Origin of the sequence: Priestia endophytica DSM 13796, assembly GCF_900115845.1 — a bacterium.
GTDB lineage: Bacteria > Bacillota > Bacilli > Bacillales > Bacillaceae_H > Bacillus_I > Bacillus_I endophytica.
Genome location: NZ_FOXX01000002.1, coordinates 411,159 through 433,806 on the forward strand (window position 1 = coordinate 411,159; position 22,648 = coordinate 433,806).

Genomic DNA, 22,648 nt, shown 5'->3' on the forward strand with positions numbered 1-22,648 from the left:
CATGATCTGTGTTAATGTTTATAGAAATACCTAAAACAAAGGAGGGATAGAAGTTGAGAAACGTCACTTTGACAGATGTTTTTACACATCCTATTGCACAAAAATATCTAGGACGATCAGGGATTGCTCATGCAGTATCTGTTGCTCATCACGCTTTTCGACTAGCGCTTGAATATGAGGTTAACCCAGATCTTGCTACAAAAGCCGCCCTTCTCCACGATGTTGGACATTACGAATGGTACACGAACGGACAGTGGGATTATGAAAAATACCGTGAAAACGATATTCATGCGATAAAAGGCGCAGAGCGCGCTCATAAATTATTAATTCGTCTAGGTGAAGATCCTGCTTCTGCAAAAGAAATGGCACTGGCGGTTTTGCTTCATACAGACTCTTATTTACCAGAGGGTCATCTTGATAAAAACAATCTTCAAAAAGTCGTTCGTTTAGCAGACGAAGCAGACGAAGAGCCAGGCGGTAACCATCACTACCGAAAAATGGACTATGACTTAGCGTTAAGAAAGATTCAAGCATTGGACCAAAAAGTAGCGGATGTGCTTAAAAAAGATCAGGGCTACAAAAAATCAAGTTAACTCCTTCAACCAGCTTTTTTGAAGCTGGCTATTTCCTATGTCTTCCCCACCTTTCTCCTTGCCATCCTCCTTACTTTTTGTACAATAGAAACAGAGCAGTTGAAGAAAAGTAATCGTGGAGGAATCCTTCGTTATGTATGATATTTATTTAGTAGAAGATGAAAAAACGTTGAACACCGTACTTAAAACGTATTTAGAAAAAGAAGGCTGGAAGGTAACATCTTTTTTAACAGGAGAAGAAGCTAGCCGGTTTATCCCTCAAAAACCTCATCTATGGATTTTAGATATTATGTTGCCAGATTTAGATGGCTATGAGCTTTTAAAACGAATCAAAAAAGTGGATGAAAATGTACCCATTATTTATATTTCAGCGCGGGATGCTGATCTTGATCGAATTATCGGTCTTGAAATGGGGAGTGATGATTACTTGGCAAAGCCGTTTTTGCCAAAAGAACTTGTTGTACGCACAAAAAAATTGCTTCAGCGTATATATGGACAAGCTCGACCGAGTGTTTTGCAATATGGTCCATATAAAATCAATCAAATGATGCGGACGATTGAAGAAAATGGAGCGGAAATTGCTCTTTCTCCAAAAGAGTTTGATATCATATTCCTCTTTGCTTCCCATCTTGGACAATCTTTTTCAAGAGAAGAAATTTTGAACTTAATTTGGGGAGATAATTATTTTGGTTCTGATCGCGTTGTGGACGACCTTGTAAGAAGGATTCGGAAAAAGGTGCCGCACTTAAAGCTTGAAACAATCTATGCTTATGGATATCGAGCCGTTTCGCTATGAAGAAGCAACCGCTTTTTGCACAAATTTTAATTGTATTTACCGCGGTTATCTGCTTAATGGGAGCGATGATTTTAATTTTTGTCAGAGGAACGCTTAATGAATTTTTTACAAGTGAAACATATGCAACAATTGAGGCTTCACAGCAAACATTAACAAGCCATAACGAACCTTTTCAAACGCTTCAAGACTTGAAGCAGCAGCAAAACCTGCGCTCTGTTCAACACGTATTTCTTGGGGTTAATGGAGAGATTGCTAATGATACGAGCTTACCAAACAACGTGCTCAACTTTTTATATAAGCAAGCAATAAGCCAAGAGAAGAATACACAACGTTATAAGCTGAATGTCCACAATCAAGAAATGCTTTATGCGATTAGAAAAATTCGTGTAGAAGGCGAAGGTTTTTATCAAATTTCTTATATGTGGGATTCCTATCGCCAGCAGCTTGTGAAAACATTGTTTAAACGTATTTTTCTCGTTTCTTTAATTGTTCTTTTATGCGGAATTTTAATTGCTTTTTTCTTTTCAAAATGGCTCGCAAAGCCAATTGTAGAGATGAAGCAACATGTTCAGCGCATTGCTAATCGAAAATGGGATAGTACGCTTGAAACAGATCGGTCAGATGAAATAGGGGTTCTTGCTCATTCGATTGATGAGATGCGCGTTCAGCTTAAAAAGCAGGATGAAGCACAGCAATCGATGCTTCAAAATATTTCGCACGATTTAAAAACTCCTATTATGGTTATTCGAAGCTATACGGAAGCTCTACGTGATGGCATTCATCCAAATGGAACGTTTGAAAGCACCCTTGAAACGATTGATGGTGAAGCGAATCGTCTAGAAAGTAAAATTAAAGATTTACTTTATTTGACAAAGCTTGACTACGTTTCTCAACAAAATCAAGAGAAGCACAAAGTAGAAATGGACGTTCTTGTAAAAGAGGTTGTTCAGCGACTGCGGACAAATAGACCGGATGTTTCTGTTAATGTAGCATGTCCTTCCCTTGTTGTTTATGGTCAGGAAGAGCATTTTCGTGTTATATGTGAAAACATGCTAGATAATGCTTTAAAATATGCAAAAGAGCACGTTTCAATCCGTTTGGAAGAAAGAGAAGATACGGTTTTTCTTTCTTTTTATAACGATGGACCACATCTTGAAGAAAATTTAATTCAGAGATTATTTCAACCTTTTCAAAAAGGGGACAAAGGAAACTTTGGTCTTGGATTAGCGATTGTGAAGCGTCTTGTGACGCTTTATGAAGGGGAAATCTCAGTAAAAAATAATGAGCATGGAGTTCTATTTTTACTTGAATTCCCAAATCAAAAGCAATAAATTTCTATTTGTTATGCAACAATTCTTCTTTCCCTTCATATGTTTTATAACAGAATGAAGGAAAGGAGACATGAAAATGGAACAAGGAGAAGATAAAAGAAAAGAGCAACAAGTCTTTACGCCTGTTGAAGAGTTTCCAACCATTTTAGATTTAATTAACGACTATTACGGATCCTGTAAATAAGTGAAAGCTCTAGGTTTTAATATAGCCTAGAGCTCTTTTTTATTTTAAAAAATGAAGTTGGGAACAAATAACTTTTTATTTCACAAAATTAATGTTATACTAAGTGTAGTAATTGTTAACTTTTCAAACAAAGGGGAGTTGAAATATATGTTAGCGATTATGAGACCATTACTTATTGGGTTTTTCTCAATAACGGCAACATTTTTATTAGTATTTCAATCAATTGAGATTTCACACGCTTTTCAAGCGTTATTTTCTCACAACACGTACGATAAATAAACGTTCAGTTTATAGAAAAGGAAGCACGCAAACTCGTGCTTCCTTTTTAATAAAATGCTTTTGTTTGAAGAAAGTCTTCAAATTCGAGCCAGCTTTTCACACGAGGAACATTGATGTTGCGGTTGTATGGATAATCCATCGCAACAACCTGTCGTCCTGCATCCTTGAACGCTTCTAAGTTATGAGGAGCATCGTCAAAAAGCAGATCGCCCTTTACTTGATTTTTTTGGTGTGTAAAAATGATTTTCTTTGCCCCAATAAAAGGGATATGATTTCTGACCCACAGTTCTTTTTCGGTGTATGCATAGGTATGACTCGTTGTAACGATAAAAATATTGTAGTGTTTATGAAGCCTTTCGAGAACTTCAATAGCATTTGGCAGCGGCTTTAGATTTAGAAAAAGTCCTTCTTCATCTAAGTAGTCGTAAATTTTATTTCCACACTCTTTTTTTACATATTTTGCTGAGTCCCAGCATAGTAAACGATCTACTGATAAATTATCGTTATAATCTTCATTGTACCGCTTATGCCAATCTGTCATAAGGTCGCATAAAACAGAATCCATATCAATAAGCAGTGTCTTCATTATAGTTACTCCTTTTGTGCAATCTGCTTTTCATTATATAAAACATAAGCCTGAAAAGAAAATGAAGTTTCCTATTATTCTTTGAGCGTAGCGTAAATTTACGGTAAAATGAAGAATAGTAAGGCAAGGGGATATTGCTATTATATGAACAAACGATAAGGGGAATTATACATGAATATTGCTTTTTTTCTGATACCAAAACAAGAAGTTGTTACTGTTAACATTGAATGGACGATGAGGCAAGCGTTAGAAAAAATGGAATATCATCGTTACAAATCCATTCCAGTTATTGATCAGCAAGGTCATTACATAGGAGTCTTAACAGAAGGAGATTTGCTCTGGAAGCTAAAAAGTGAACAGTTTACATTTGAAGATACGCCGCGTATTCCACTTTCTAACGTGCCAAGGCATGAGAAAGTAGAAGCAATCTCGATTAATGAGAAAGTGGATCATATGTTTTTAAGTGTGATGGAGCGCAACTTTGTTCCAGTTGTAGACGATCAGGGGATTTTTATTGGGATTATTAGAAGACGCGAAATTATGGAGTTCTATGTTAATAGACTAGTCATAGAGGAGTGAATATTAATTTTCATGACAGATATTGAAAAAGTTCAAAAGCTAATTAAGCAAGCAGATACAATTACTTTCTTCACAGGAGCAGGAATGAGCACAGAATCAGGCCTTCCGGATTTTCGTTCTTCAAATGGATTATATAAACAAAATATGAATTTTACAGACATTGTTTCGCTTGATTTTTATGAAAAAGATCCAGTCTTATTTTGGACGCTTTTTAAAGATATTTTTAGAATTAGAATGCTTCATAACTATGTACCAAATAAAGGGTACCATTACATATCAAAACTGCAGGAAAAAGAGAAGAACATTCGTGTTATTACCCAAAATATTGACGGCCTTCATTATGATTCAGGACATGAACCAGTCTATGAAATTCACGGTACAATCAAAAAAGCGCACTGTCGTTCTTGCTATCGTGAGTATGATTTAAAATATTTAAATGAACATGATTGTCCAAGATGTAAGGAATGTGGGGAAATTTTAAAACCTAATGTTGTACTTTTCGGCGATCCAATTCAGCAATTTGAAGAAGCGGTAAGAGATGCTCTGCAATCCGATTTGTTTTTTGTGCTTGGCTCGTCACTTGAAGTAGGACCAGTAAACCAAATTCCGCTTATCGTGAAAGAACATACAGATGCAAAGCTCATTATCATTAATCGAGAGGCAACGCGCTTTGATTCGCTTTTTGATTACGTTTTTCATATGAATATTAGCGATGCTTTTCAACACATTTTAGGGCCGCTGCATAACGTATAAGAAAACAAGCTTTTATGTTAGAAGCCAAACTGTCACGTTTGACTGTATGGTTTTTGTATTGTATGATTAATTTAATTAAAATGAAAGAGGTGATAGGATGGGGCAGAGTATCGGATAAGTGAATTGGCTCAAAAAGCTAATGTATCTAAACGGACAATTGATTATTATACAACAAAAGGGTTATTAAAAGCTGTTCGTTCTCCATCAAACTATCGCTTCTATTCGGAGCAAGCTTTAGAAGACCTCAAATTTATTGAGCAATGTAAAAATGAACATATGCCTTTGTGTGAAATTAAACAGCGCTTAGATATGGTTCGCTCATTAGAAAAAGACAATGAGGCTCTTAAAAAACAGGCTGAATATTTAGAAGGACGGATGGAACGGCTAGAACACGATATTTGTGAGCTTTTGCCTTTTTTTCAGCTGTTAAATGACGGGGAAAAACGTACAATAAATCACAAATTGTCCGATCGTAGCTCAGCACTTATGAACTCGCTAGCATCATTGCGAAATATTTGAGCTCATTCGTGTAAAAGTTAGTCTGAATATTTAAAAATAAAGATATAATAGTAAAAATTTCGGATTATTAGGAGGTGACACCTCGCTTACTTTTGGTAAGTGGGGGCTTTATTTGGACATATTAAACTTGGTGCTTGTGGCGATTTTAATCGCCTTAACTGCTTTCTTCGTAGCATCGGAGTTTGCCATTGTGAAAGTGAGGAGCTCACAAATTGATCAGCTCGTTGCAGAGGGAGGACGAAATGCTCTTGCAGCTAAAAAAGTCGTCTCACATCTTGATGAGTATTTATCAGCGTGTCAGCTTGGTATTACTGTAACAGCTTTAGGATTAGGATGGCTTGGTGAGCCAACTGTTCAAAGGTTGCTTAACCCGCTGTTTGTAGAGCTGAATATACCATCTACACTTTCTCATATTCTTACATTTGGTATCGCATTTGCTTCCGTAACGTTTTTACACGTTGTTGTTGGGGAGCTTGCACCAAAAACAGTAGCCATTCAAAAAGCTGAGCAAGTGACGCTTTTATCAGCGCGTCCTCTTATTTTGTTTTACAAAGTAATGTATCCATTCATTTGGGTATTAAACGGTTCAGCTCGTTTGTTTGTAGGAATGTTTGGACTTCGTCCAGCAAGTGAACACGAGATGGTTCACTCGGAAGAAGAGCTCCGTCTTTTGCTATCTGAAAGCTATAAAAGCGGCGAGATTAACCAATCTGAGTTTAAATATGTAAATAAAATCTTTGAATTTGATGATCGTGTAGCGAAAGAAATCATGGTTCCTCGTACAGAGATGATAAGTCTTTCAAAGGATGAGTCTATTATAAAAGCAATTGAGATTATCCGTGAAGAAAAATTTACTCGCTATCCGATTATTGACGGGGATAAAGATCATATTATCGGGTTATTAAATGTAAAAGAAATGTTTGCAGATCTTGTTCATGAAAAACAGCCAGACGAGAAGTCACTTGAACAATATACAAGACCCATCATTCAGGTCATTGATTCTATTCCCATTCACGATCTTCTGCTTAAAATGCAAAGAGAGCGAATTCATATGGCAGTCTTAATTGACGAATATGGTGGAACAAGCGGTCTTGTAACTGTTGAAGACATTTTAGAAGAAATTGTGGGCGAAATTCGCGATGAATTTGACACAGACGAAATCCCAGAGATTCGTAAAATTAAAGAAAACCACTATCTTGTTGATGGAAAATTACTTGTAAGTGAGATTAATAACTTATTAGGAATTGAAATTGACGATGAAGACATTGATACTATTGGAGGATGGATTCTAACAGAAAAGCTTGATGTGAAACAAGGAGACGTTGTCGAGCACGGAGAATTCAAGTTCAAAGTGGTGGAAATGGATAGCCATCACATCAAGTATATTGAAGTCACAAAACCATCTGCTCCAAGGTTGTTAAAAACTCAGCAAGCTTCAGCTCCAATGAAGACGGCACAGCAGTCTGAAGCAATGTCTTAATAATAGAAGAAAGAAATGAAAACAGCTAATCGCTTTTGCGATTAGCTGTTTGCGCGTTGAAACTGATTTTCAGCAAGTGGATGGTCATTTTGCTGTACAACAAGCGTTTGTGTTGGATATGCAATAGAAACGTCGTACTTTTCTAAGATACCGATTATTTTATAATTTACATCTTCACGAATGCGGAGATACTCTACATAGGCAGTGTTGGTAGAGAAAAAGTAGACAAGTAAATCAAGGCTAGATTGACTAAAGTCTTCAAAGCGAACGATAATGGTTTCTTTATCAACTTCATCATGATTTTCAAGCATGCTTTGAATTTCTTCCACACACGATTTCACGACGTGAAGAGGTGTATTGTATGTCAAACTTAACGTGAAGGAAACTTGACGTTTTCCCATCTTAGACCAGTTAATAATCGATTCACTTGAAAGGGTCGCGTTTGGTACAGTAACAAGCGCTTGATCAAATGTTCGTACTTTTGTACTTCGGAATGTAATATCTTCTACAACCCCTTCAACACTTGGTGTTTTAATCCAATCTCCCATTGTAAAAGGTTTTTCTGTAATGATAATAATCCCGCCAAAAAGGTTTGCGATCGCATCCTTTGCCGCAAGAGCAAATGCCAATCCTCCAATCCCAAGGCCTGCTACAAATGTACTTACGTTAAAGCCCCACTCTTGTGCAATAATAGAAATTGCCATAACAATAACAAGTGAGCGAATAAGCTTTTGCACAAATGGAATAATAATTCTATCAACTTGAATGTCAAATTTTTTAATAAAGGTAGCCATGAAAATAGCAGTTGAGCCTGCTACATTGTAAACTCCCCATCCAATCATCGCGATAAATAACGAGCGAAAAAGATGACGATGAAGATCATGCTCTAGCACTGTATATGGGAAATATTTAAGCGCTAACTGGAGACCAATGATAACAAAAAGCCATCTTATTGGCTTTTCAAATCCTTCTAATATTGTTGTAATAAGATTAATTCGTTTGTGACGAGCGAAACCAAGTACAAGTTTGAAAAGGTACGACGTAAATAGTTTGCGAAGTCCTAAAAAGAGAACAAAGATCACTACTGATATTCCAATTCTTTTCCATGTTTCAATATCTACATTTAAACCCAATATTTCCAAGCCTTTCCCTCCAAATTTATAAATCTCACGCCTAATCATTCTATTAAAATAGTAACAAATGCATATATATGATACCCTTTAATTAGCATGATTATACTTATAATAAAACTTTTTGATAAGATTTAAAAGAGTAAAGAGAAATGCTATTTTAGAAAAGTAAACAAGAGGAAGTAATTAAGGAGGAAGAATAATGAATGAACGATTAAAAAAAGTAACAACATGGTTAGAGGAACAAAACATTGATGGCGCTTTTTTCACTTCCACAGAAAACGTATTTTATCTTAGCGGGTTCTATACAGATCCACACGAGCGTCTTTTAGGCTTATTGGCATCAAAAAAAGGGGATGCGATTCTTATCCTTCCTAAAATGGAAGCAACGCAAGCGAGAGATGCAGGATGGGAAGATGAAATGCTATCATATGAAGATCATGAAGAACCATGGGAAATTCTTGGTCAGAAAATAAGCGAGCTTGGGCTTCAAGGAGCAGAAGAGGTAGCAATTGAAAAAGAAGTTTTAACATACGAAAGAGCTGAAAAACTTAGTGAGATTTTCGAAAAAGCGAGCTTTGTGGACGGATCGAAGAAGATGAATGAACTTCGTCTTATTAAAGAAGAAAACGAAATTGAGATATTGAGAAAAGCAGCACAGCTTGCGGACTATGGAGTGGAAGTAGGGGTACAAGCGTTAAAAGAAGGCGTTACAGAAATGGACGTTGTTGCAACAATTGAATATGAGCTCAAGCGAAAAGGAATTCGCGAAATGTCATTTTCAACGCTTGTACTTTTCGGAGAAAAATCAGGTCAGCCCCACGGTAATCCAGGAAACCGTCCTTTGAAGAAGGGGGATTTTGTACTTTTTGATCTTGGTGTTGTGCTTGACGGATACTGCTCAGATATTACAAGAACAGTTGTTTATCAAAGTGTAAGCGATAAACAAAAAGAAATTTATGATACAGTACTTCGAGCTAACAATGCCTCACTCAAAGAGAGCCGTCCTGGAACAAGAATTGGTGACCTTGATATTGTAGCACGAGATACAATTGAGAGAGCAGGTTATGGGGAGTACTTTACACATCGCATTGGGCATGGACTAGGAATTAGCGTTCATGAGTTTCCATCAATGAGTAAAAATAATGACGGAGTGCTAAAAGAAGGAATGGTTTATACAATTGAGCCTGGTATCTATCTCTCAGATCTTGGAGGGGTTCGAATTGAAGATGATGTATTAATTACAAAAGATGGATATGAAACGCTCACAAAATTTCCAAAAGAGCTTATCGTTATTTCTTAATAAATTGTGAACAAGTGGTGACACTAATAAGAAAAGGAATTTTTTAAAACGTTATTTTCTTGTTTTCACTCCTCAATATATGGTCTAATTTGGAGGAGGGAAGGAGCTACAAAAAATGAATGAACCTAATGAAAATCAAGATGAATATAGAAAAGGAAAGCGAATATTTTGGCTAATTTGGATTGTTCCAATTATAGGAGCACTTGTTGTGGCAGCCGTTGCCTTTTTAATGCAACCAACGCCAAATGAAAAGCCTCGTGATATTGGACCACCAGCGCCAAAAGTTCCTCATGAACAGTCAACAAGTTATATAGTAGATATGGATCACTTTCATATTTAAAAAAGAAGCACAAAAAGTGCTTCTTTTTTTATGGAGATTTGTCATTATAACAGAAAGTTCGCAATAAGCTAGTATTAAATGTTAGCGAGGTGTTGCCCGTTGGTTTAGCTCCGTTTTCACCCGTATATTCGACCTCTCTGTTAGTAGATCATTTGTTAGTTCAGCTGCAAGCGATGAATGAAAATCAAATTCACCATGTTATTTATGGGAGTAGGCGAAGCAATCACTATTGGGAACGTCTTGTACCAAATCGAAATTGGGACGAGATTGATAAAATCATTAGACTTGTAATTCAAACGGGACAAGATCAAAAATATAAAAAAATTTTTAAGCGTACAAAGAGGATTGAGGGAGAACCTGTTGAAGTTGTTTATTTACAATTAAAAGACGGATCCTACAAACTTTCAAACGCATGGATAAACTTCGAAGGAAAAACGCTATAGCATGCTGAGAAAGTGGTGCGTCGTGTACTGCTTTTTTTACATTTCATTTATAAAATTATTTGTGAAAAGAAAGGAAGAAAAAAATGAAAAAATTTCAGTATTTGCAAAGCTATGTTCATAATAAACCTTTAACATCTTTTCCTGCCGCTCTTCACGTTTTCTTTCCTGCTTCTTCTCAAGAAATCAAACAATGTGAGCAGTATTTTACGGGAGGGTTACCAAAAGAGCTTGCCGTTTTTTATAAAGAAGTAGGGTTTGGATTTGTGTATCCTGAAGCGTCCCAGCGGTTGTTTAATCGGATTATTAGTCCTTCAGAATTAATGGAGCTATCTTCTAGAGAAGCTACAATGCTACCATTTTTAGAAGTGAAAGAAGATATTTATATGTTCATAGATCATACAGGCTCTATTTATTGGCAACATGAACGAGTTGCAACAGATATTAAAGATTTGTTGGCTAAAATGGAGCAGAGGTTAACATTTTTCTTAAGAGGTTCATCTTTCACATTATCTTTACTTGCTTAGAATTCAGAAAATTGAAACTTATAGCCTTTCTTTTCGTATAACTATAATAAGGAAAAGGAGGGGAAAAGATGAACATTTTGATAATAGGAGCCATTATTTTATTATTTACTGTAGGTATTATTACTTTTCTTGTAAATATGGCTAATGATGAAAAGATAAAAGAGAGAAAGAAAAGAAGCCAAGTGTCAGGTGATGCTGGCCATACGAGCGGTTTTAGCTTTTTTGCAAGTGATTCAAATTCGTGTGATAGTGGCGGAAGTGATGGCGGTGGAGGAGGATGTGATTAAAGATTTAAAAAAGGTGGATGCATATGCATCCACCTTTTTTAGATATTAACCGTTTGTGATGTCCCGTTTTGAGAAGACAAAATAGGCAGCAAATAAAAAGACGGCAATGTGAACAATTTGGACAATAAACGTAAATGATACGTCTTCAGCTCCAACAAGGGAAGTATTCGCAAAGAATAAATATTTTGCCCAGTCAAATTTTGACTGAAGGAAGTAATCAATTGCGTTACTTGAGAGCATAAGGAAAATGGAAATTCCAACTGCAATGGCGTTCGCTTTAAACACAGTCGCGAGCGCAAATGCTAAAATAGCGACAAGTAAGATGTCTATAATTCCATAAAGATAAGACAAAAAGAAATCTCCATCAATAGAAACTTCTTTAATTCCACTTGCAGAACTCATATCAAAAATTGTAGCGCTTGTTTCAAATCCAAACAAGATGATTCCGATAAGGAAACAAGAAGCAAGCAATACAGCAAGAAAGACAAGAGAAGTTAAGAAAATAGCAATAAGTTTTGATGTTAAAATCTTATAGCGTTTAAACGGACGAATCATAAGAAGTTTAATACTGCCAAAAGAAAATTCACTTGAAATCGTTGTTGCTGCGATTACAACCATAAATAGAGCAACAAAGGAAATTAAAAAGGTAGATTCATTTAAAAATTGAGGAAGTGTATATCCATAAGGATTAATATTTTTATCAAGTGCAAGCTGATTTTTCGCAATATTTTCTTGAGCAAACTGCTTCTCACTATCTGACACTTTCGAGTCATTTAGCGTTTTTTGATCATCTTTTATTTCATCTTGCACCGTCTGCTTCCAGTCATCTCCTGCAAGGAAGTTAGTTGTTTGCTGACTAATGATGCCAATTCCAATTGCTGCAACTACGGTTAAAATCAGCATTACGAGCGTTCCGCGACGTCTAAAGATTTTCATCCATTCATTTTGTACTAAACTCATCATTTTTGGTCGCCTCCTGTCATTTCAAAGAATGAATCTTCAAGTGTTTTGCGGACAGGATTAAAGCGATAAAGCGTAAATCCATTGTCAAAAAGTTCTTTCATGAGAGGAGAAGCTTCAAGCTTTGTAATTGAAACTTGGACAAGATCTTCTTTTTGCTCCGCTTTTAGTCCTTTTTCCGTTAAGAAAGCGACAACGTTTTCTGCTTGATCACACTGCAATTCATAAATAGAAGAAGTATCATCAGTACTGTTTTGATTCACATCTTGTACGCGAACAAGCTTTCCTTTACTAATAACAACAATACGATCACACATTTGTTCAATCTCAGCAAGTAAATGTGAAGAAACTAACACAGATAATCCTCTTTCATGAGAAAGCTTCTTTAAAAGAAGACGGAACTCACGAATACCAGCAGGATCAAGGCCATTTGTTGGCTCGTCCAAAATTAAAAACTTAGGATTATGTAGGAGAGCTTGAGCTAAACCTAGTCGCTGACGCATGCCAAGTGAATATGTTTTCACCTTTTTATCAAGGTAAGAATCAATTTCTAGCCACTCTGCAACTTCTTTCATTCGTTCCTTTGTAACATTTTTATGCATACGAGCGAAGTGGAGAAGGTTCTGACGTCCTGTTAGATAAGGATAGAACTCCGGATTCTCAACAATTGCTCCAACTCCCTCAAGCGTTTTTTCAAACTCCTGTTTGATGCTGTGGCCGTTAATTAAAACATCCCCGCTATTCATTGAAATAAGGCCAACCATCATCCTGATCGTTGTTGTTTTACCTGCGCCGTTTGGGCCAACAAGTCCAATAATCTCGCCTTTTCGAATTGAAAAAGAAAGATTATCAATAATGGTGTTTTTACCAATTACTTTCTGAAGTTCACGAACTTCAACCATGTTTTCCATTCTATTTCCTCCTTTGATAGATTGTGAGTTTCTTTCACAATATAGTAGTACGGAGCAGGAAGAAGTTGGTTTCATTAAAAGTCCATTTTTAAATAAATTATTTACTTTCTTTTGAAAATACATTATCCTTAGTGAGGATAAATCGTAATCATTACGCATTATAAGGTGCCATGAAGAAAATTAAAGGGGTATTTTTATCTTTAACTGCTTTTTCTATCTTAGAATTTTTAAAAGAATTATATGGAAACCCTTATTTGTTTCTTTCGCATGATCTAACTTCTGTGTAAGGGGGGGGAGCGACAAAATTATAGTCATGAAAGAAGGAGCTATTGTTGATACATGTAAGCCAGAACATTTGCTTTTTAAAAGAGTAAGGAAGTGAAAATATGAGACATAAAGAATATCTTAGCCTGGCCATTCCGCTTATGCTGTCAACAATGACAACTCCCATTCTCGGCGCTGTTGACACAGCAATTGTTGGACACGTAAGCGGAGCTACATATATTGGAGCGGTTGCCATTGGTAGTTTAATTTTTAGCACGATTTATTGGCTGTTTGGGTTTTTAAGAGTAAGCACGTCGGGATTTTCAGCCCAAGCAGTAGGGAAGGGAGCAAAGGAAGAACTTCTTCATGCTTTAACGCGGCCGATGTTTCTTGCTCTACTTGTTGGCGTTTCTTTTCTTTTATTGCAGTGGCCGATCGGCAAGATAGCATTAATGGTTATCAAACCAAGTCAGGAAGTGCAGGAACTTGCATTAAACTATTTTTATATCCGCATATGGGGAGCGCCATTTGCGCTTATAACATATGTCATATTAGGCTTTTTAATTGGCACTGGACGGGTAAAAGTGTCTCTTTTTCTGCAGATTGGAATGAACGTTGTGAATATCGTTCTCGACTTCTTATTTGTCCAAGGATTCGGTTGGGCGGTCAAGGGCGTTGCTTTTGCAACCCTAATTGCTGAAGTTTCGGGAGCCGTTGTGGGAATGATCATCATTGCTCAAACATTTAACCTTTCTTTAAAAAAATGGTCATTTGTGAGCACTGCTGATTTTTCCTCTTTTAAAAAAATGCTTGAAGTCAACCGTGATCTTTTTATTAGAACGTTTTGTTTAATTGTTATGTACAATATGTTTACAGCAAAAGGAGCGGATTTTGGTACGGAAATACTAGCAGCAAACGCCATTCTTCTTCAAATTCAATTTATTATGGCTTATTGCTTAGATGGTTTTGCTAATGCTACAAGTATTGTTGTAGGAAGAGCTGTTGGAAGTAATAACGAATCTCTGTATAACAAAGGTCTTTCGCTTACAATGTATTGGGGACTCATTGTTGTTTGTTTCTTAAGTTTGTGCTACCTCTTTATGGACAGTGCTTTGTTCTCGTTATTTACAAACGACATGAGCACAATTGAAGCTGCTAAAGAGTATAGTTTTTGGCTCACTCTATTTCCTTTTGCTACAGGTGCTGGTTTGCTTTTTTACGGTGTTTTCACAGGAGCAACAAGAGCAAAACCAATTCGAGATTCTACTATTTTTGCACTCTTTTTCTTTTTAGTCTCGTATTTCTTGCTTCCCCCGTTTTATGGAAATCATGGGTTGTGGATTGCCTTTTTAGTATTTAACGCTGGTCGTTCTTTATTTTTGGTTGCTTCTTTGCCAAAACTGAAAAAACAGGTACTGACCAAGGGAATGCCTGTTTAAATATATTTGCTCTATTTTAGTAGAGTTTCAGATGTTATTGTTTTATATTTCCTAGTTGAAAAGTGTAAGATAGGGGTGGGAGGCGATAGTATGGAAAAAGGTTTAATAAATCAATTTCAATTTTTACGTTCAGGGACAATTCGTTTACTAGAGACAACGTCAGAGGAAAAGGCTGATGTTATTCCAGAAGGATTCAGCAACTCTATCCACTGGAACTTAGGACATATTGCCGTTATTCAAGAACGCGTGCTATATGGATTAGGATTACGACAAAAACCAGAGCTTTCAGAAGAGTTTATTTCTCATTTTGATATGGGAACAGATCCAAAAAAAGACGGATGGGAAAAAACAGCTCCATCACTAGAAGAAGTTAAGAAAGAATTAACTCGTCAGCTTGAACAATTTCCTCAAACATTTGCAGGGAAATTTGATAATGAGCTTGTTGAACCATTCAAACTTAGAAGCGTGGAAATGAAAACAATTGGAGAGCTTTTTTCTTTCAGCCTTTGGCACGAAACTCTTCATGATGGTGTAATTAAAGGATTGAATTATGCTTTAAAAGGGCAAAGTAAATAAGGAGAAGGCCGTTCATCGGACGGCCTTTTTCTTATTTAAAAGAAAATAAATATAAAGCAGTACACAATAGGTGTGAAATCTATGTTAAGATTAGGAAAAATCGCTGTTATGAGGAAGGATTGTTATGGAAAGATACGTTGAGCAGATGAGAAAGAAAATAGGGGCGTCTTCTCTTTTTGTCCCAAGTGCCATGATTCTCGTTGTGAATGAGGAAAATAAAGTACTTTTATTACATAGGAAAGATACAGAAACATGGGGATTGCCGAGTGGAGCTATGGAGCTTGGAGAAACATTTGAAGAAGCAGCTGCAAGACAGCTCAAAGAAGAAACAGGGTTAACAGCTCATAAACTTCAATTTATGGATATTCTTTCAGGGGAAGACTACTATTTTAAATATCCTAACGGTGATGAAGTGTATAATATCATTTCCGTTTTTTTAGCTATTGACCCATACGGAAGCTTGCAGTGTAACTTTAAGGAAGCAAAGAAACTTTCTTTCTTTTCTCAAGAAAATTTACCGCCGCTTGAGAAGAGAACGAGTAAAGTGTTGCTAAAAGTAGGTGCAACAATACTAGAATAAATAGAGAAACATGCCTTTTTATCTTTGCATACTATAAAAGACGAGCGTCTTTTTGCTCGAAAACTAGGTAAAGGGTGAGAGACTGTGAGTGAAAACTGGTTAGCATGGGTACAACAAATGCAGGGAATTGCGCAAGCGGGATTAGCATACTCAAAAGATAAGTATGATATTGAACGTTTCGAACAACTTAGAGAACTAAGCAAAGAAATTCTGCTTCAGTATACAAAAGTAGATGCTAATATGTTAGACACCCTATTGGAGGGGGAAGTAGGATATCCAACTCCAAAAGTGGCGGTAAGAGCAGTTGTGTTTCAGGAAAATAAAATCTTAATGGTGCAAGAAGAACAAGATGGGCTATGGTCTCTTCCTGGAGGATGGGCAGACATTGGATTAAGCCCGCGTGAAGTTGTTGTAAAAGAAGTGAAAGAAGAAGCAGGAATTGAGGTGGAGCCTGTACGTCTTCTTGCCGTTTTTGATCAGCATCACCATGATCACCCACCATCATTTTTCCATATTTACAATCTCTATCTTCTTTGTGAAGTAAAAGGCGGAGAGCTTAAAGCAGGGATGGAAACACTTGATGTTCAATATTGTGAGCAAGAAAATTTGCCACCGCTTTCTGTCAAACGTGTGACAAAGGCCCAAATTGACACCTTTTTCCGCTTTCTTGAAAATCCTAATATGGAGACGATTATAGATTAAAAAAGAGACAAAGCCTAGCTTTGTCTCTTTTTTTTATAAGATAGGTGATAATAAGCGAGAAATCGATTCTTTAAAGCGGATATAGTAGGAGCGCTGATCATAAATCTCACGAGTCAGTTTCTTTGACTTTAGCATGTCATCTTCAAAGATTGCGGCAAGCTTCATAGCGGTTTTGTAATGATAAAGAAAAGCGTTTACTTCAAAGTTTAGGCGAAAGCTTCTTACATCAATATTTGCAGTACCAACTGAAGCAATCTCATCATCAATAACAATAGTTTTTGCATGAAGAAAGCCGTTTTCATAAATATAAACGTCTGCTCCTGCTTTTAAAAGCTCTCCAATATACGAATATGTTGCCCAATATACAAAAGGGTGATCAGGTTTGTCTGGAATCATAATTTTTACTTTTACACCTGAAAGAGCCGCAATGCGAAGTGCATCAAGTAAGCTATCATCAGGAATAAAGTAAGGAGTTTGAATATAAATATAGCGTTCCGCTGATAAAATAAGTTTAATATAGCCGTTTTTTATTTGTTCCCATTGAGAATCAGGACCGCTTGAAACAATTTGAACACCAACGTCTCCTCTGGGAGAAACTGGAGGATAATAATGTCCCTTAAAAGAAATATCGTGTTTTGAAGCTTGATTCCAATCTAAAATAAAGCGGCTTTGAATATGGTGAACAGCTTCACCTTTGACACGTAAATGCGTATCTCTCCAATATCCAAACTTTTCATTTAGTCCCAAATACTCATCTCCAACGTTGAATCCACCAATATATCCAATGCTTCCATCAATAATAACAAGCTTTCGGTGATTGCGGTAATTTAAGCGGAGGTTAACGAGTGGAAAGCGAGACGGGAAAAATGCTTCAACTTCTCCCCCTGCTGCTCGAATGCTTTTTACAAGCTTCCGACTGAGTCCTCTAGAGCCCATATCGTCGTAAAGAAGCCTTATTTTAACTCCCTCTTTCGCTTTTTTAATAAGCAAATTCCCAAGTTTAGTCCCAAGCTCGTCTGATCTCAAAATGTAGTACAGCATATGAATATGATGTTTCGCTTTTTCAAGATCTTGAAAAAGGGAGTCAAATTTCTCCCTTCCGTCAATAAAAAGATCAACTTCATTATCTTGAGTGAAAATAGCACGATCGTTATTTAAAAGCATGGCAATTAAATGCTGGTGCTTTTTATTGATGGGATTGTGAAAATCAAACATATGTGATTGAAGAAGTTCGCGCTGATTTGCAACAATTTTCTTAATATATTCTTTACTTTTTTTATCCCAAGTAAAAATTTTTCTTTTGCTTAAATTTTGACCAAATATTAAATATAAAATAAATCCAACAATTGGGATAAACCCTAATATCATAACCCATGCCCATGTTGCTGTAATGTTGCGTCGTTCTAAAAAGACAATTGCCATTGCAAGCAAAATATTTAGAACAAGCAGCACTGTTGGGACATAAGGAGGCATGATCCCGGCAAAGAAATCGTTTACTTCCATAGAATGCTCCTTTAGTTTGCTGTTGTAGTAGGTTGAGTTGATCTTTATGTTTTTAACCGCTACTTCTGTTCAATTATAGAAAAAAAGCGTTAGAAAGAAAAGAAATAGCTATTTTAACAACGCATGAAATAAAAAATGTTTTTCGTTCATACTATAACTAAGATCAGAAAAAGAGGTGGATAATGTGAAAAAATGGGGACTTTGGATTGTCCTTGGCGTCATCGTACTGCTTGCAATCTTTTCGTTTAGTTCATATAACGGTCTTGTCACACAGGAACAAAAAGTAGATACGTCATGGGCACAGGTAGAAAATCAGTTAAAACGTCGCTCAGATTTAATTCCTAATCTAGTTGAAACTGTAAAAGGATATGCAAGTCAAGAAAAAGAAGTCATTCAATCTGTAACAGATGCTCGTGCCCAGCTTGCGGGAGCAAATACTCCAAAGGAATATGCAAACGCAGATGAGAACTTGAACGGAGCTTTGAATCGTCTTCTCGTTGTTGTTGAAAATTATCCAAACCTCAAATCAAACGAGAATTTTAGGAGTTTAATGGATACGCTTGAAGGAACAGAAAATCGTTTAGCTGTTGCTCGCCGTGATTACAACGAAAGTGTCGAAACATACAACTTAAAAGTTCGACGTTTCCCAGGAAACATTATGGCTAATATTTTTGGATTTTCAAAAAAATCGTATTATGAAGTAAGTGAGAAAGATCAAGAAAATCCTCAAGTAGACTTTGGGAGCGGAAGCAAATGAGCCTCTCCCGTTTTTTTATGTTCCCCTGTTTTTTTACTCTATTTCTTTGCCCTTTTTCAGCAAGTGCTAACGCTCCAACACCAGTTGGCGATATTTATGTTCAAGATTTTGCAAAGCTTCTAACAACAGAGGAAGCCAAGGAATTGAAGCAAATGGGGAGAAGTCTTCAACAAAAAACAAAAGCTCAAATTGCGGTACTAACGGTCTCTTCAACAGATGGAATGGCAATTGAAGAGTACGGAATTGAGGCATTTAGACAGTATAAGCTAGGTGACAGGGAGCTTAACAATGGTGTTCTTCTTCTTGTTGTAAAAGGCAGTGAACAAAGAGAAGTTCGCATTGAGGTCGGATATGGTCTTGAGGGAGCAATACCTGATTCTAAAGCAGGAGTTATTTTGGATGAATTTACCCTTCCTTATTTTAAACAAGGGAAGTATGGAAAAGGAATTGTTGAAACATACCGCGTTCTTTATGCGGAAACAGCTAAGGAATACGGAGTGGAAACAAAATGGGAAGGAAAAACAGCCACACCAGCTGAAAAGGAAGCTTCTTCAGGACAAGAAATGAATCCGTTTGTTGCAATTATTATAGGTATTATCTTGATTATTCTTATTGTGATTGATGTAAAGTTTTTTGGTGGCTTTCTTACAAATTTATTGCTTCAGCTTCTTTTTCTTTTTCGAGGAGGTGGAGGTGGAGGCAATATCGGCGGCGGTGGTGGAAGCGCTGGCGGTGGGGGAGCAAGCCGGAAATGGTAGAAAACAAAAGCGAGAGAAACTCTTTCATTTGAACGATAAGTTCTTTGTGAGCGTTTCTCTAAGACTCATGTAAAAAAGGACAAGCAATACAGGGGGGATTGTGTACAATTTTTTGAAAAAGGGAATAAACAAAGATAAAGTACTATGAATAGGGGAAGGTGACGATGATGTCAGCAGCACTGATTTTAAATCCTAATGCAGGCAACGGAAAAATAAAAAAAGAGTTACAACATATAAAGGAAATCATAGAAAGCACGTATGCTCCACTTTCTGTTTATGAAACAAAAAGAGAAGGAGACGGCGCCCGCTTAGTAAAAGAGCTTGAAAGTAAAGTTGATCTAATTATTGGAGCAGGGGGGGATGGAACGATTCACGAGCTCATTAATGCTATGTGTGAGCTAAAAACAAGACCTTTATTTGCGGTGCTTCCAGGAGGAACATGTAACGATTTTTCACGAGGAATTGGAATAGATCAAAATATTATCAAAGCAGCACAGCAAATTGCAACAGGAAGAGTTGAAAAAGTAGACATTGGGAAGAGTGAGCATCAATACTTTTCAAACTTTTGGGGAATTGGGCTCATTAATGAAGTATCTGAAAATATTGAGAAAGATTCAAAAGCTCGTTTTGGTAAACTCTCTTATTATATGAGTACAGCTAAAACGATTACAAATGTTGAACCTTTCTATGTAGAAATAGAAGGCGATGAAGAGGAGTTTAAAGGAGAAGCTGTTATGGTTGTAGTAGGAAACGGGGCTTTTACAGGAGGGCTAAGACCTTTTTTTCCGAAAAACCATCTTCAAGATTCTTGTTTGGACGTGCTTGTTGTAACGGAATCAAACGTACAGACGTTTTGGAAGCTTTTTCTCTCAAATTTTTCAGATGAGAAAGTTATTCAAGAGGAAAGTATTCTTAAATTTCAAGCTAAGCATGTTAAAGTGACCACATCATCAGCACAAAAGATTGACTGTGATGGTGAGCGCAAATATTATACTCCAGATACTATAACCGTTCTACCACGATTTTTAGAAGTGATTGTAGGGAATCTCTAAAATAAAAGAATTAATATTTTATAATTGGTGTGGTGTCCATGCCAACTTCTTTCATTATGCATACCCTATAAAAGGAATAGAGCAAAGGCGGGTTTTTACATGCATAATGATAAGAAGAAAATAGCTGTAGTAGGGTTGGGATTTGTTGGATTGCCTCTATCTATGTTGCTATTATCAAAAGGATTCACGGTTGTTGGAATTGACTTAGATGAAAATAAAATTCGCTCTTTAAACAATGGGAAAAGCTATATTTCAGATATTAGTGACAAGAGTGTAGAAGAAAGTATGAAATCAAAACGTTTTTCTGTTTCTTCTAGCTATAAAAATGTAGAGGAAGTAGATGCAATCATTATCTGTGTTCCAACTCCTCTTAAAGAAGAATATGTTCCAAATCTTGTTTATATTGAGAAAGCCGCAGAGGCGTTAAAAGCTCATCTTCAAAAAGGTCAGCTTGTTGTTCTCGAAAGCTCTACGTTTCCAGGAACAACAAGAGAGATTCTTCAACCTCTTTTAGAAGAAAGTGGGCTTGAAGCAGGGAAAGACTTTCATTTAGCATACTCTCCAGAACGCGTTGACCCTGGGAATGTTCAATTCTCGCTTGGAGATATTCCGAAAGTAATTGGAGGAATTACTTCAGATTGTCAGGAAGTTGCTTGTGATTTATATTCAAAGATTTATCAAACGGTTGTCCCTGTTTCCTCACCTGAAATTGCCGAGCTTACAAAGCTTTTAGAAAACACATACCGATTTATCAACATTTCTTTTATTAATGAAATGGCGATGCTTTGTGATCAGATGAACATTGATGTATGGGAAGTGATTGCAGCTGCAAGCACAAAGCCATATGGATTCGCGCCTTTTTATCCAGGCCCAGGCATTAGTGGTCACTGCATTCCGGTAGATCCTCTCTATTTGCAATTTAAAGCAAAAGAAAAAGGGGTTACTAGCAACTTTATTGAGTTATCAACTTCTACAAATGAAAAAATTGTTCAGTATATTGTTGAAAGAACATTAGAAATAGTAGGAAAAGAACCTGAAGAAACAAGCGTTTTACTCTACGGATTAACGTATAAAAGAGATATACCAGATGTGAGAGATTCAAAAGCTGTAGAAGTGATGGAACACCTTCTTGAAAAAGGGGTTAATGTAACTTATCACGATCCACACTTTGAGCGTATTATGATCAATGGGGATGTTCATCATAGCGTCTCGCTACTTGATAAAGAGCTAAGTGAAAGCGACTGTGTTGTAATTTTAACAGATCATAGCGTGCTGCCAAAAGAGCAGATTTTAGAAAAGGCAAACCTTATTTTTGACACGCGTGGAGTGCTCCAAGGTGCAAAAGGAACTGCTAAAGTAGTTGAGCTTGGTGGCGGAACATCTTTTTTTAAGAGGTAAGGGAAAAAGCTATCTGTCTTTGAGATAGCTTTTTTATATGTTTAAACAATAGGAAAGGGGGAATGAAAATAGTAAAGAAAAAAGGAGAGAATAAAATGGCTTTAACTAAAGAACAAGAAACGCATTTGAAAGAAATGCTTTTAAATATGAAAAAATATAAAACAGAGCGAGTAGAAGAAACGCCAAAAGAAGATTTAAAAGAGTCAACAGGTGAATTAACGAATGGAGTTGACAATCATCTAGCAGACATTGCAACAGAGCAATATGAGCGTGAACGAGATGAGACGATTCGTGAAGTTGATGAACGCTTACTTCAACAAGTAGATGAAGCATTACAGCGTATGGAAGATGGCACATACGGTATTTGTGTAGATACTGGTGAAGAAATCCCATACGAACGTTTAAAAGCTAATCCTTATGCAAAACGAACAGCTAAAGCACAGGAGAAGTTTGAAAAAGGACAGCCTTCTCCAAATGCAGACCGAGCGACACAGCCAAGTCGACGCATTGATGAAGAAAAGACTTTAACCGTTGATTCATTAAAAGAAGAACAGGATGCTTTCTAGCACAATCACAATATGTGATTGTGCTTTTTATATGGAAAAGAAATATTGTATTCCA

At 36.6% G+C, this 22,648-nt stretch carries 27 protein-coding genes; 22 read left to right on the plus strand and 5 right to left on the minus strand.

Going from position 1 to position 22,648, the window contains the following annotated elements; translation table 11 throughout:
* Positions 1 to 53: 53 nt before the first annotated feature.
* From BM012_RS06485 to BM012_RS27030, 4 genes are all read left to right on the plus strand, one after another.
* Positions 54 to 593 (plus strand): HD domain-containing protein, encoded by a 540-nt coding sequence (locus BM012_RS06485; protein WP_061803746.1) that lies wholly within the window; start codon positions 54 to 56, stop codon positions 591 to 593.
* A gap of 133 nt (positions 594 to 726) precedes the next feature.
* Positions 727 to 1,389, plus strand: coding sequence for a response regulator transcription factor (locus tag BM012_RS06490; protein ID WP_061803747.1), 663 nt, complete (start codon positions 727 to 729; stop codon positions 1,387 to 1,389).
* Positions 1,386 to 2,720, plus strand: coding sequence for a sensor histidine kinase (locus tag BM012_RS06495; protein WP_061803748.1), 1,335 nt, complete (start codon positions 1,386 to 1,388; stop codon positions 2,718 to 2,720). Before BM012_RS06490 ends, BM012_RS06495 begins: the two co-directional genes overlap by 4 nt.
* 331 nt (positions 2,721 to 3,051) lie before the next feature.
* Positions 3,052 to 3,183, plus strand: a complete 132-nt coding sequence (locus tag BM012_RS27030) for a hypothetical protein (RefSeq protein WP_260393240.1) — start codon at positions 3,052 to 3,054, stop codon at positions 3,181 to 3,183.
* Positions 3,184 to 3,229: 46 nt separating this feature from the next.
* Here the strand turns inward: BM012_RS27030 and BM012_RS06500 are convergent, their stop codons facing one another.
* The gene (locus BM012_RS06500) at positions 3,230 to 3,769 is read right to left on the minus strand and encodes a 5' nucleotidase, NT5C type (protein WP_061803749.1); all 540 of its coding nucleotides are present in this window, start codon (positions 3,767 to 3,769) and stop codon (positions 3,230 to 3,232) included.
* 171 nt (positions 3,770 to 3,940) lie between these two features.
* On the opposite strand from BM012_RS06500, the gene BM012_RS06505 reads away from it, so the two are divergent.
* From BM012_RS06505 to BM012_RS06520, 4 genes are all read left to right on the plus strand, one after another.
* Positions 3,941 to 4,348 (plus strand): CBS domain-containing protein, encoded by a 408-nt coding sequence (locus tag BM012_RS06505; protein ID WP_019393243.1) that lies wholly within the window; start codon positions 3,941 to 3,943, stop codon positions 4,346 to 4,348.
* Between the two features lie 12 nt (positions 4,349 to 4,360).
* On the plus strand, positions 4,361 to 5,101 hold the full coding sequence (locus BM012_RS06510; RefSeq protein WP_061803750.1) for an NAD-dependent protein deacylase: 741 nt from the start codon (positions 4,361 to 4,363) through the stop codon (positions 5,099 to 5,101).
* Positions 5,102 to 5,224: 123 nt separating this feature from the next.
* Entirely contained in the window at positions 5,225 to 5,620 is a 396-nt protein-coding gene (locus BM012_RS27160; RefSeq protein ID WP_019393245.1) for a MerR family transcriptional regulator, read from the plus strand.
* Between the two features lie 112 nt (positions 5,621 to 5,732).
* Positions 5,733 to 7,100 carry a hemolysin family protein gene (locus BM012_RS06520; RefSeq protein ID WP_061803751.1) on the plus strand — a complete coding sequence of 456 codons (1,368 nt, stop codon included), beginning with the start codon at positions 5,733 to 5,735 and terminating at the stop codon, positions 7,098 to 7,100.
* A gap of 41 nt (positions 7,101 to 7,141) precedes the next feature.
* On the opposite strand, the gene BM012_RS06525 is transcribed toward BM012_RS06520, so the two are convergent.
* Positions 7,142 to 8,242 (minus strand): mechanosensitive ion channel family protein, encoded by a 1,101-nt coding sequence (locus BM012_RS06525; RefSeq protein ID WP_061803752.1) that lies wholly within the window; start codon positions 8,240 to 8,242, stop codon positions 7,142 to 7,144.
* Between the two features lie 190 nt (positions 8,243 to 8,432).
* Between BM012_RS06525 and BM012_RS06530 the strand changes: the two genes are divergently transcribed.
* The 5 genes from BM012_RS06530 to BM012_RS06550 all read left to right on the plus strand — a co-directional run bounded on the left by BM012_RS06530 (position 8,433) and on the right by BM012_RS06550 (position 11,127).
* A complete protein-coding gene (locus tag BM012_RS06530) occupies positions 8,433 to 9,533 on the plus strand; it encodes a M24 family metallopeptidase (protein WP_061803753.1) in 1,101 nt (366 codons plus the stop codon).
* Positions 9,534 to 9,648: 115 nt separating this feature from the next.
* Positions 9,649 to 9,873 carry a hypothetical protein gene (locus tag BM012_RS06535; protein ID WP_040058151.1) on the plus strand — a complete coding sequence of 75 codons (225 nt, stop codon included), beginning with the start codon at positions 9,649 to 9,651 and terminating at the stop codon, positions 9,871 to 9,873.
* 92 nt (positions 9,874 to 9,965) lie between these two features.
* Complete coding sequence (locus tag BM012_RS06540) at positions 9,966 to 10,316, plus strand: polymorphic toxin type 35 domain-containing protein (protein ID WP_139210310.1); 351 nt, start codon at positions 9,966 to 9,968, stop codon at positions 10,314 to 10,316.
* An 83-nt stretch (positions 10,317 to 10,399) separates the two neighbouring features.
* Positions 10,400 to 10,840 (plus strand): hypothetical protein, encoded by a 441-nt coding sequence (locus BM012_RS06545; RefSeq protein ID WP_061803755.1) that lies wholly within the window; start codon positions 10,400 to 10,402, stop codon positions 10,838 to 10,840.
* 68 nt (positions 10,841 to 10,908) lie between these two features.
* The gene (locus BM012_RS06550) at positions 10,909 to 11,127 is read left to right on the plus strand and encodes a hypothetical protein (protein WP_061803756.1); all 219 of its coding nucleotides are present in this window, start codon (positions 10,909 to 10,911) and stop codon (positions 11,125 to 11,127) included.
* Positions 11,128 to 11,172: 45 nt separating this feature from the next.
* Here the strand turns inward: BM012_RS06550 and BM012_RS06555 are convergent, their stop codons facing one another.
* Positions 11,173 to 12,090 (minus strand): ABC transporter permease, encoded by a 918-nt coding sequence (locus BM012_RS06555; RefSeq protein WP_061803757.1) that lies wholly within the window; start codon positions 12,088 to 12,090, stop codon positions 11,173 to 11,175.
* A complete protein-coding gene (locus BM012_RS06560; RefSeq protein ID WP_061803758.1) occupies positions 12,087 to 12,998 on the minus strand; it encodes an ABC transporter ATP-binding protein in 912 nt (303 codons plus the stop codon). The genes BM012_RS06555 and BM012_RS06560 overlap by 4 nt, the downstream gene beginning before the upstream one ends.
* A gap of 386 nt (positions 12,999 to 13,384) precedes the next feature.
* Between BM012_RS06560 and BM012_RS06565 the strand changes: the two genes are divergently transcribed.
* The 4 genes from BM012_RS06565 (at position 13,385) to BM012_RS06580 (ending at position 16,559) form a co-directional block, all read left to right on the plus strand.
* Positions 13,385 to 14,701 (plus strand): MATE family efflux transporter, encoded by a 1,317-nt coding sequence (locus BM012_RS06565; RefSeq protein WP_061803759.1) that lies wholly within the window; start codon positions 13,385 to 13,387, stop codon positions 14,699 to 14,701.
* 90 nt (positions 14,702 to 14,791) lie between these two features.
* Positions 14,792 to 15,277 carry a DinB family protein gene (locus BM012_RS06570; RefSeq protein WP_061803760.1) on the plus strand — a complete coding sequence of 162 codons (486 nt, stop codon included), beginning with the start codon at positions 14,792 to 14,794 and terminating at the stop codon, positions 15,275 to 15,277.
* 124 nt (positions 15,278 to 15,401) lie between these two features.
* Entirely contained in the window at positions 15,402 to 15,857 is a 456-nt protein-coding gene (locus BM012_RS06575; RefSeq protein WP_061803761.1) for an NUDIX hydrolase, read from the plus strand.
* An 84-nt stretch (positions 15,858 to 15,941) separates the two neighbouring features.
* Entirely contained in the window at positions 15,942 to 16,559 is a 618-nt protein-coding gene (locus tag BM012_RS06580) for an NUDIX hydrolase (RefSeq protein WP_061803762.1), read from the plus strand.
* A 33-nt stretch (positions 16,560 to 16,592) separates the two neighbouring features.
* Here the strand turns inward: BM012_RS06580 and cls are convergent, their stop codons facing one another.
* Positions 16,593 to 18,062 (minus strand): cardiolipin synthase, encoded by a 1,470-nt coding sequence (gene cls, locus BM012_RS06585; RefSeq protein ID WP_061803763.1) that lies wholly within the window; start codon positions 18,060 to 18,062, stop codon positions 16,593 to 16,595.
* A gap of 184 nt (positions 18,063 to 18,246) precedes the next feature.
* Here cls and BM012_RS06590 point away from each other — a divergent pair, with 184 nt between their 5' ends.
* From BM012_RS06590 to BM012_RS06610, 5 genes are all read left to right on the plus strand, one after another.
* Positions 18,247 to 18,819: a LemA family protein gene (locus tag BM012_RS06590; protein ID WP_061803764.1), complete on the plus strand. Its 573-nt coding sequence runs from the start codon at positions 18,247 to 18,249 to the stop codon at positions 18,817 to 18,819.
* Complete coding sequence (locus BM012_RS06595; protein ID WP_061803765.1) at positions 18,816 to 19,577, plus strand: TPM domain-containing protein; 762 nt, start codon at positions 18,816 to 18,818, stop codon at positions 19,575 to 19,577. The genes BM012_RS06590 and BM012_RS06595 overlap by 4 nt, the downstream gene beginning before the upstream one ends.
* 164 nt (positions 19,578 to 19,741) lie before the next feature.
* Entirely contained in the window at positions 19,742 to 20,629 is an 888-nt protein-coding gene (locus BM012_RS06600) for a diacylglycerol/lipid kinase family protein (protein ID WP_061803766.1), read from the plus strand.
* Between the two features lie 99 nt (positions 20,630 to 20,728).
* Positions 20,729 to 22,027 carry a nucleotide sugar dehydrogenase gene (locus tag BM012_RS06605; RefSeq protein ID WP_061803767.1) on the plus strand — a complete coding sequence of 433 codons (1,299 nt, stop codon included), beginning with the start codon at positions 20,729 to 20,731 and terminating at the stop codon, positions 22,025 to 22,027.
* Positions 22,028 to 22,122: 95 nt separating this feature from the next.
* Complete coding sequence (locus BM012_RS06610) at positions 22,123 to 22,593, plus strand: TraR/DksA C4-type zinc finger protein (RefSeq protein WP_061803768.1); 471 nt, start codon at positions 22,123 to 22,125, stop codon at positions 22,591 to 22,593.
* Positions 22,594 to 22,648: the final 55 nt, after the last annotated feature.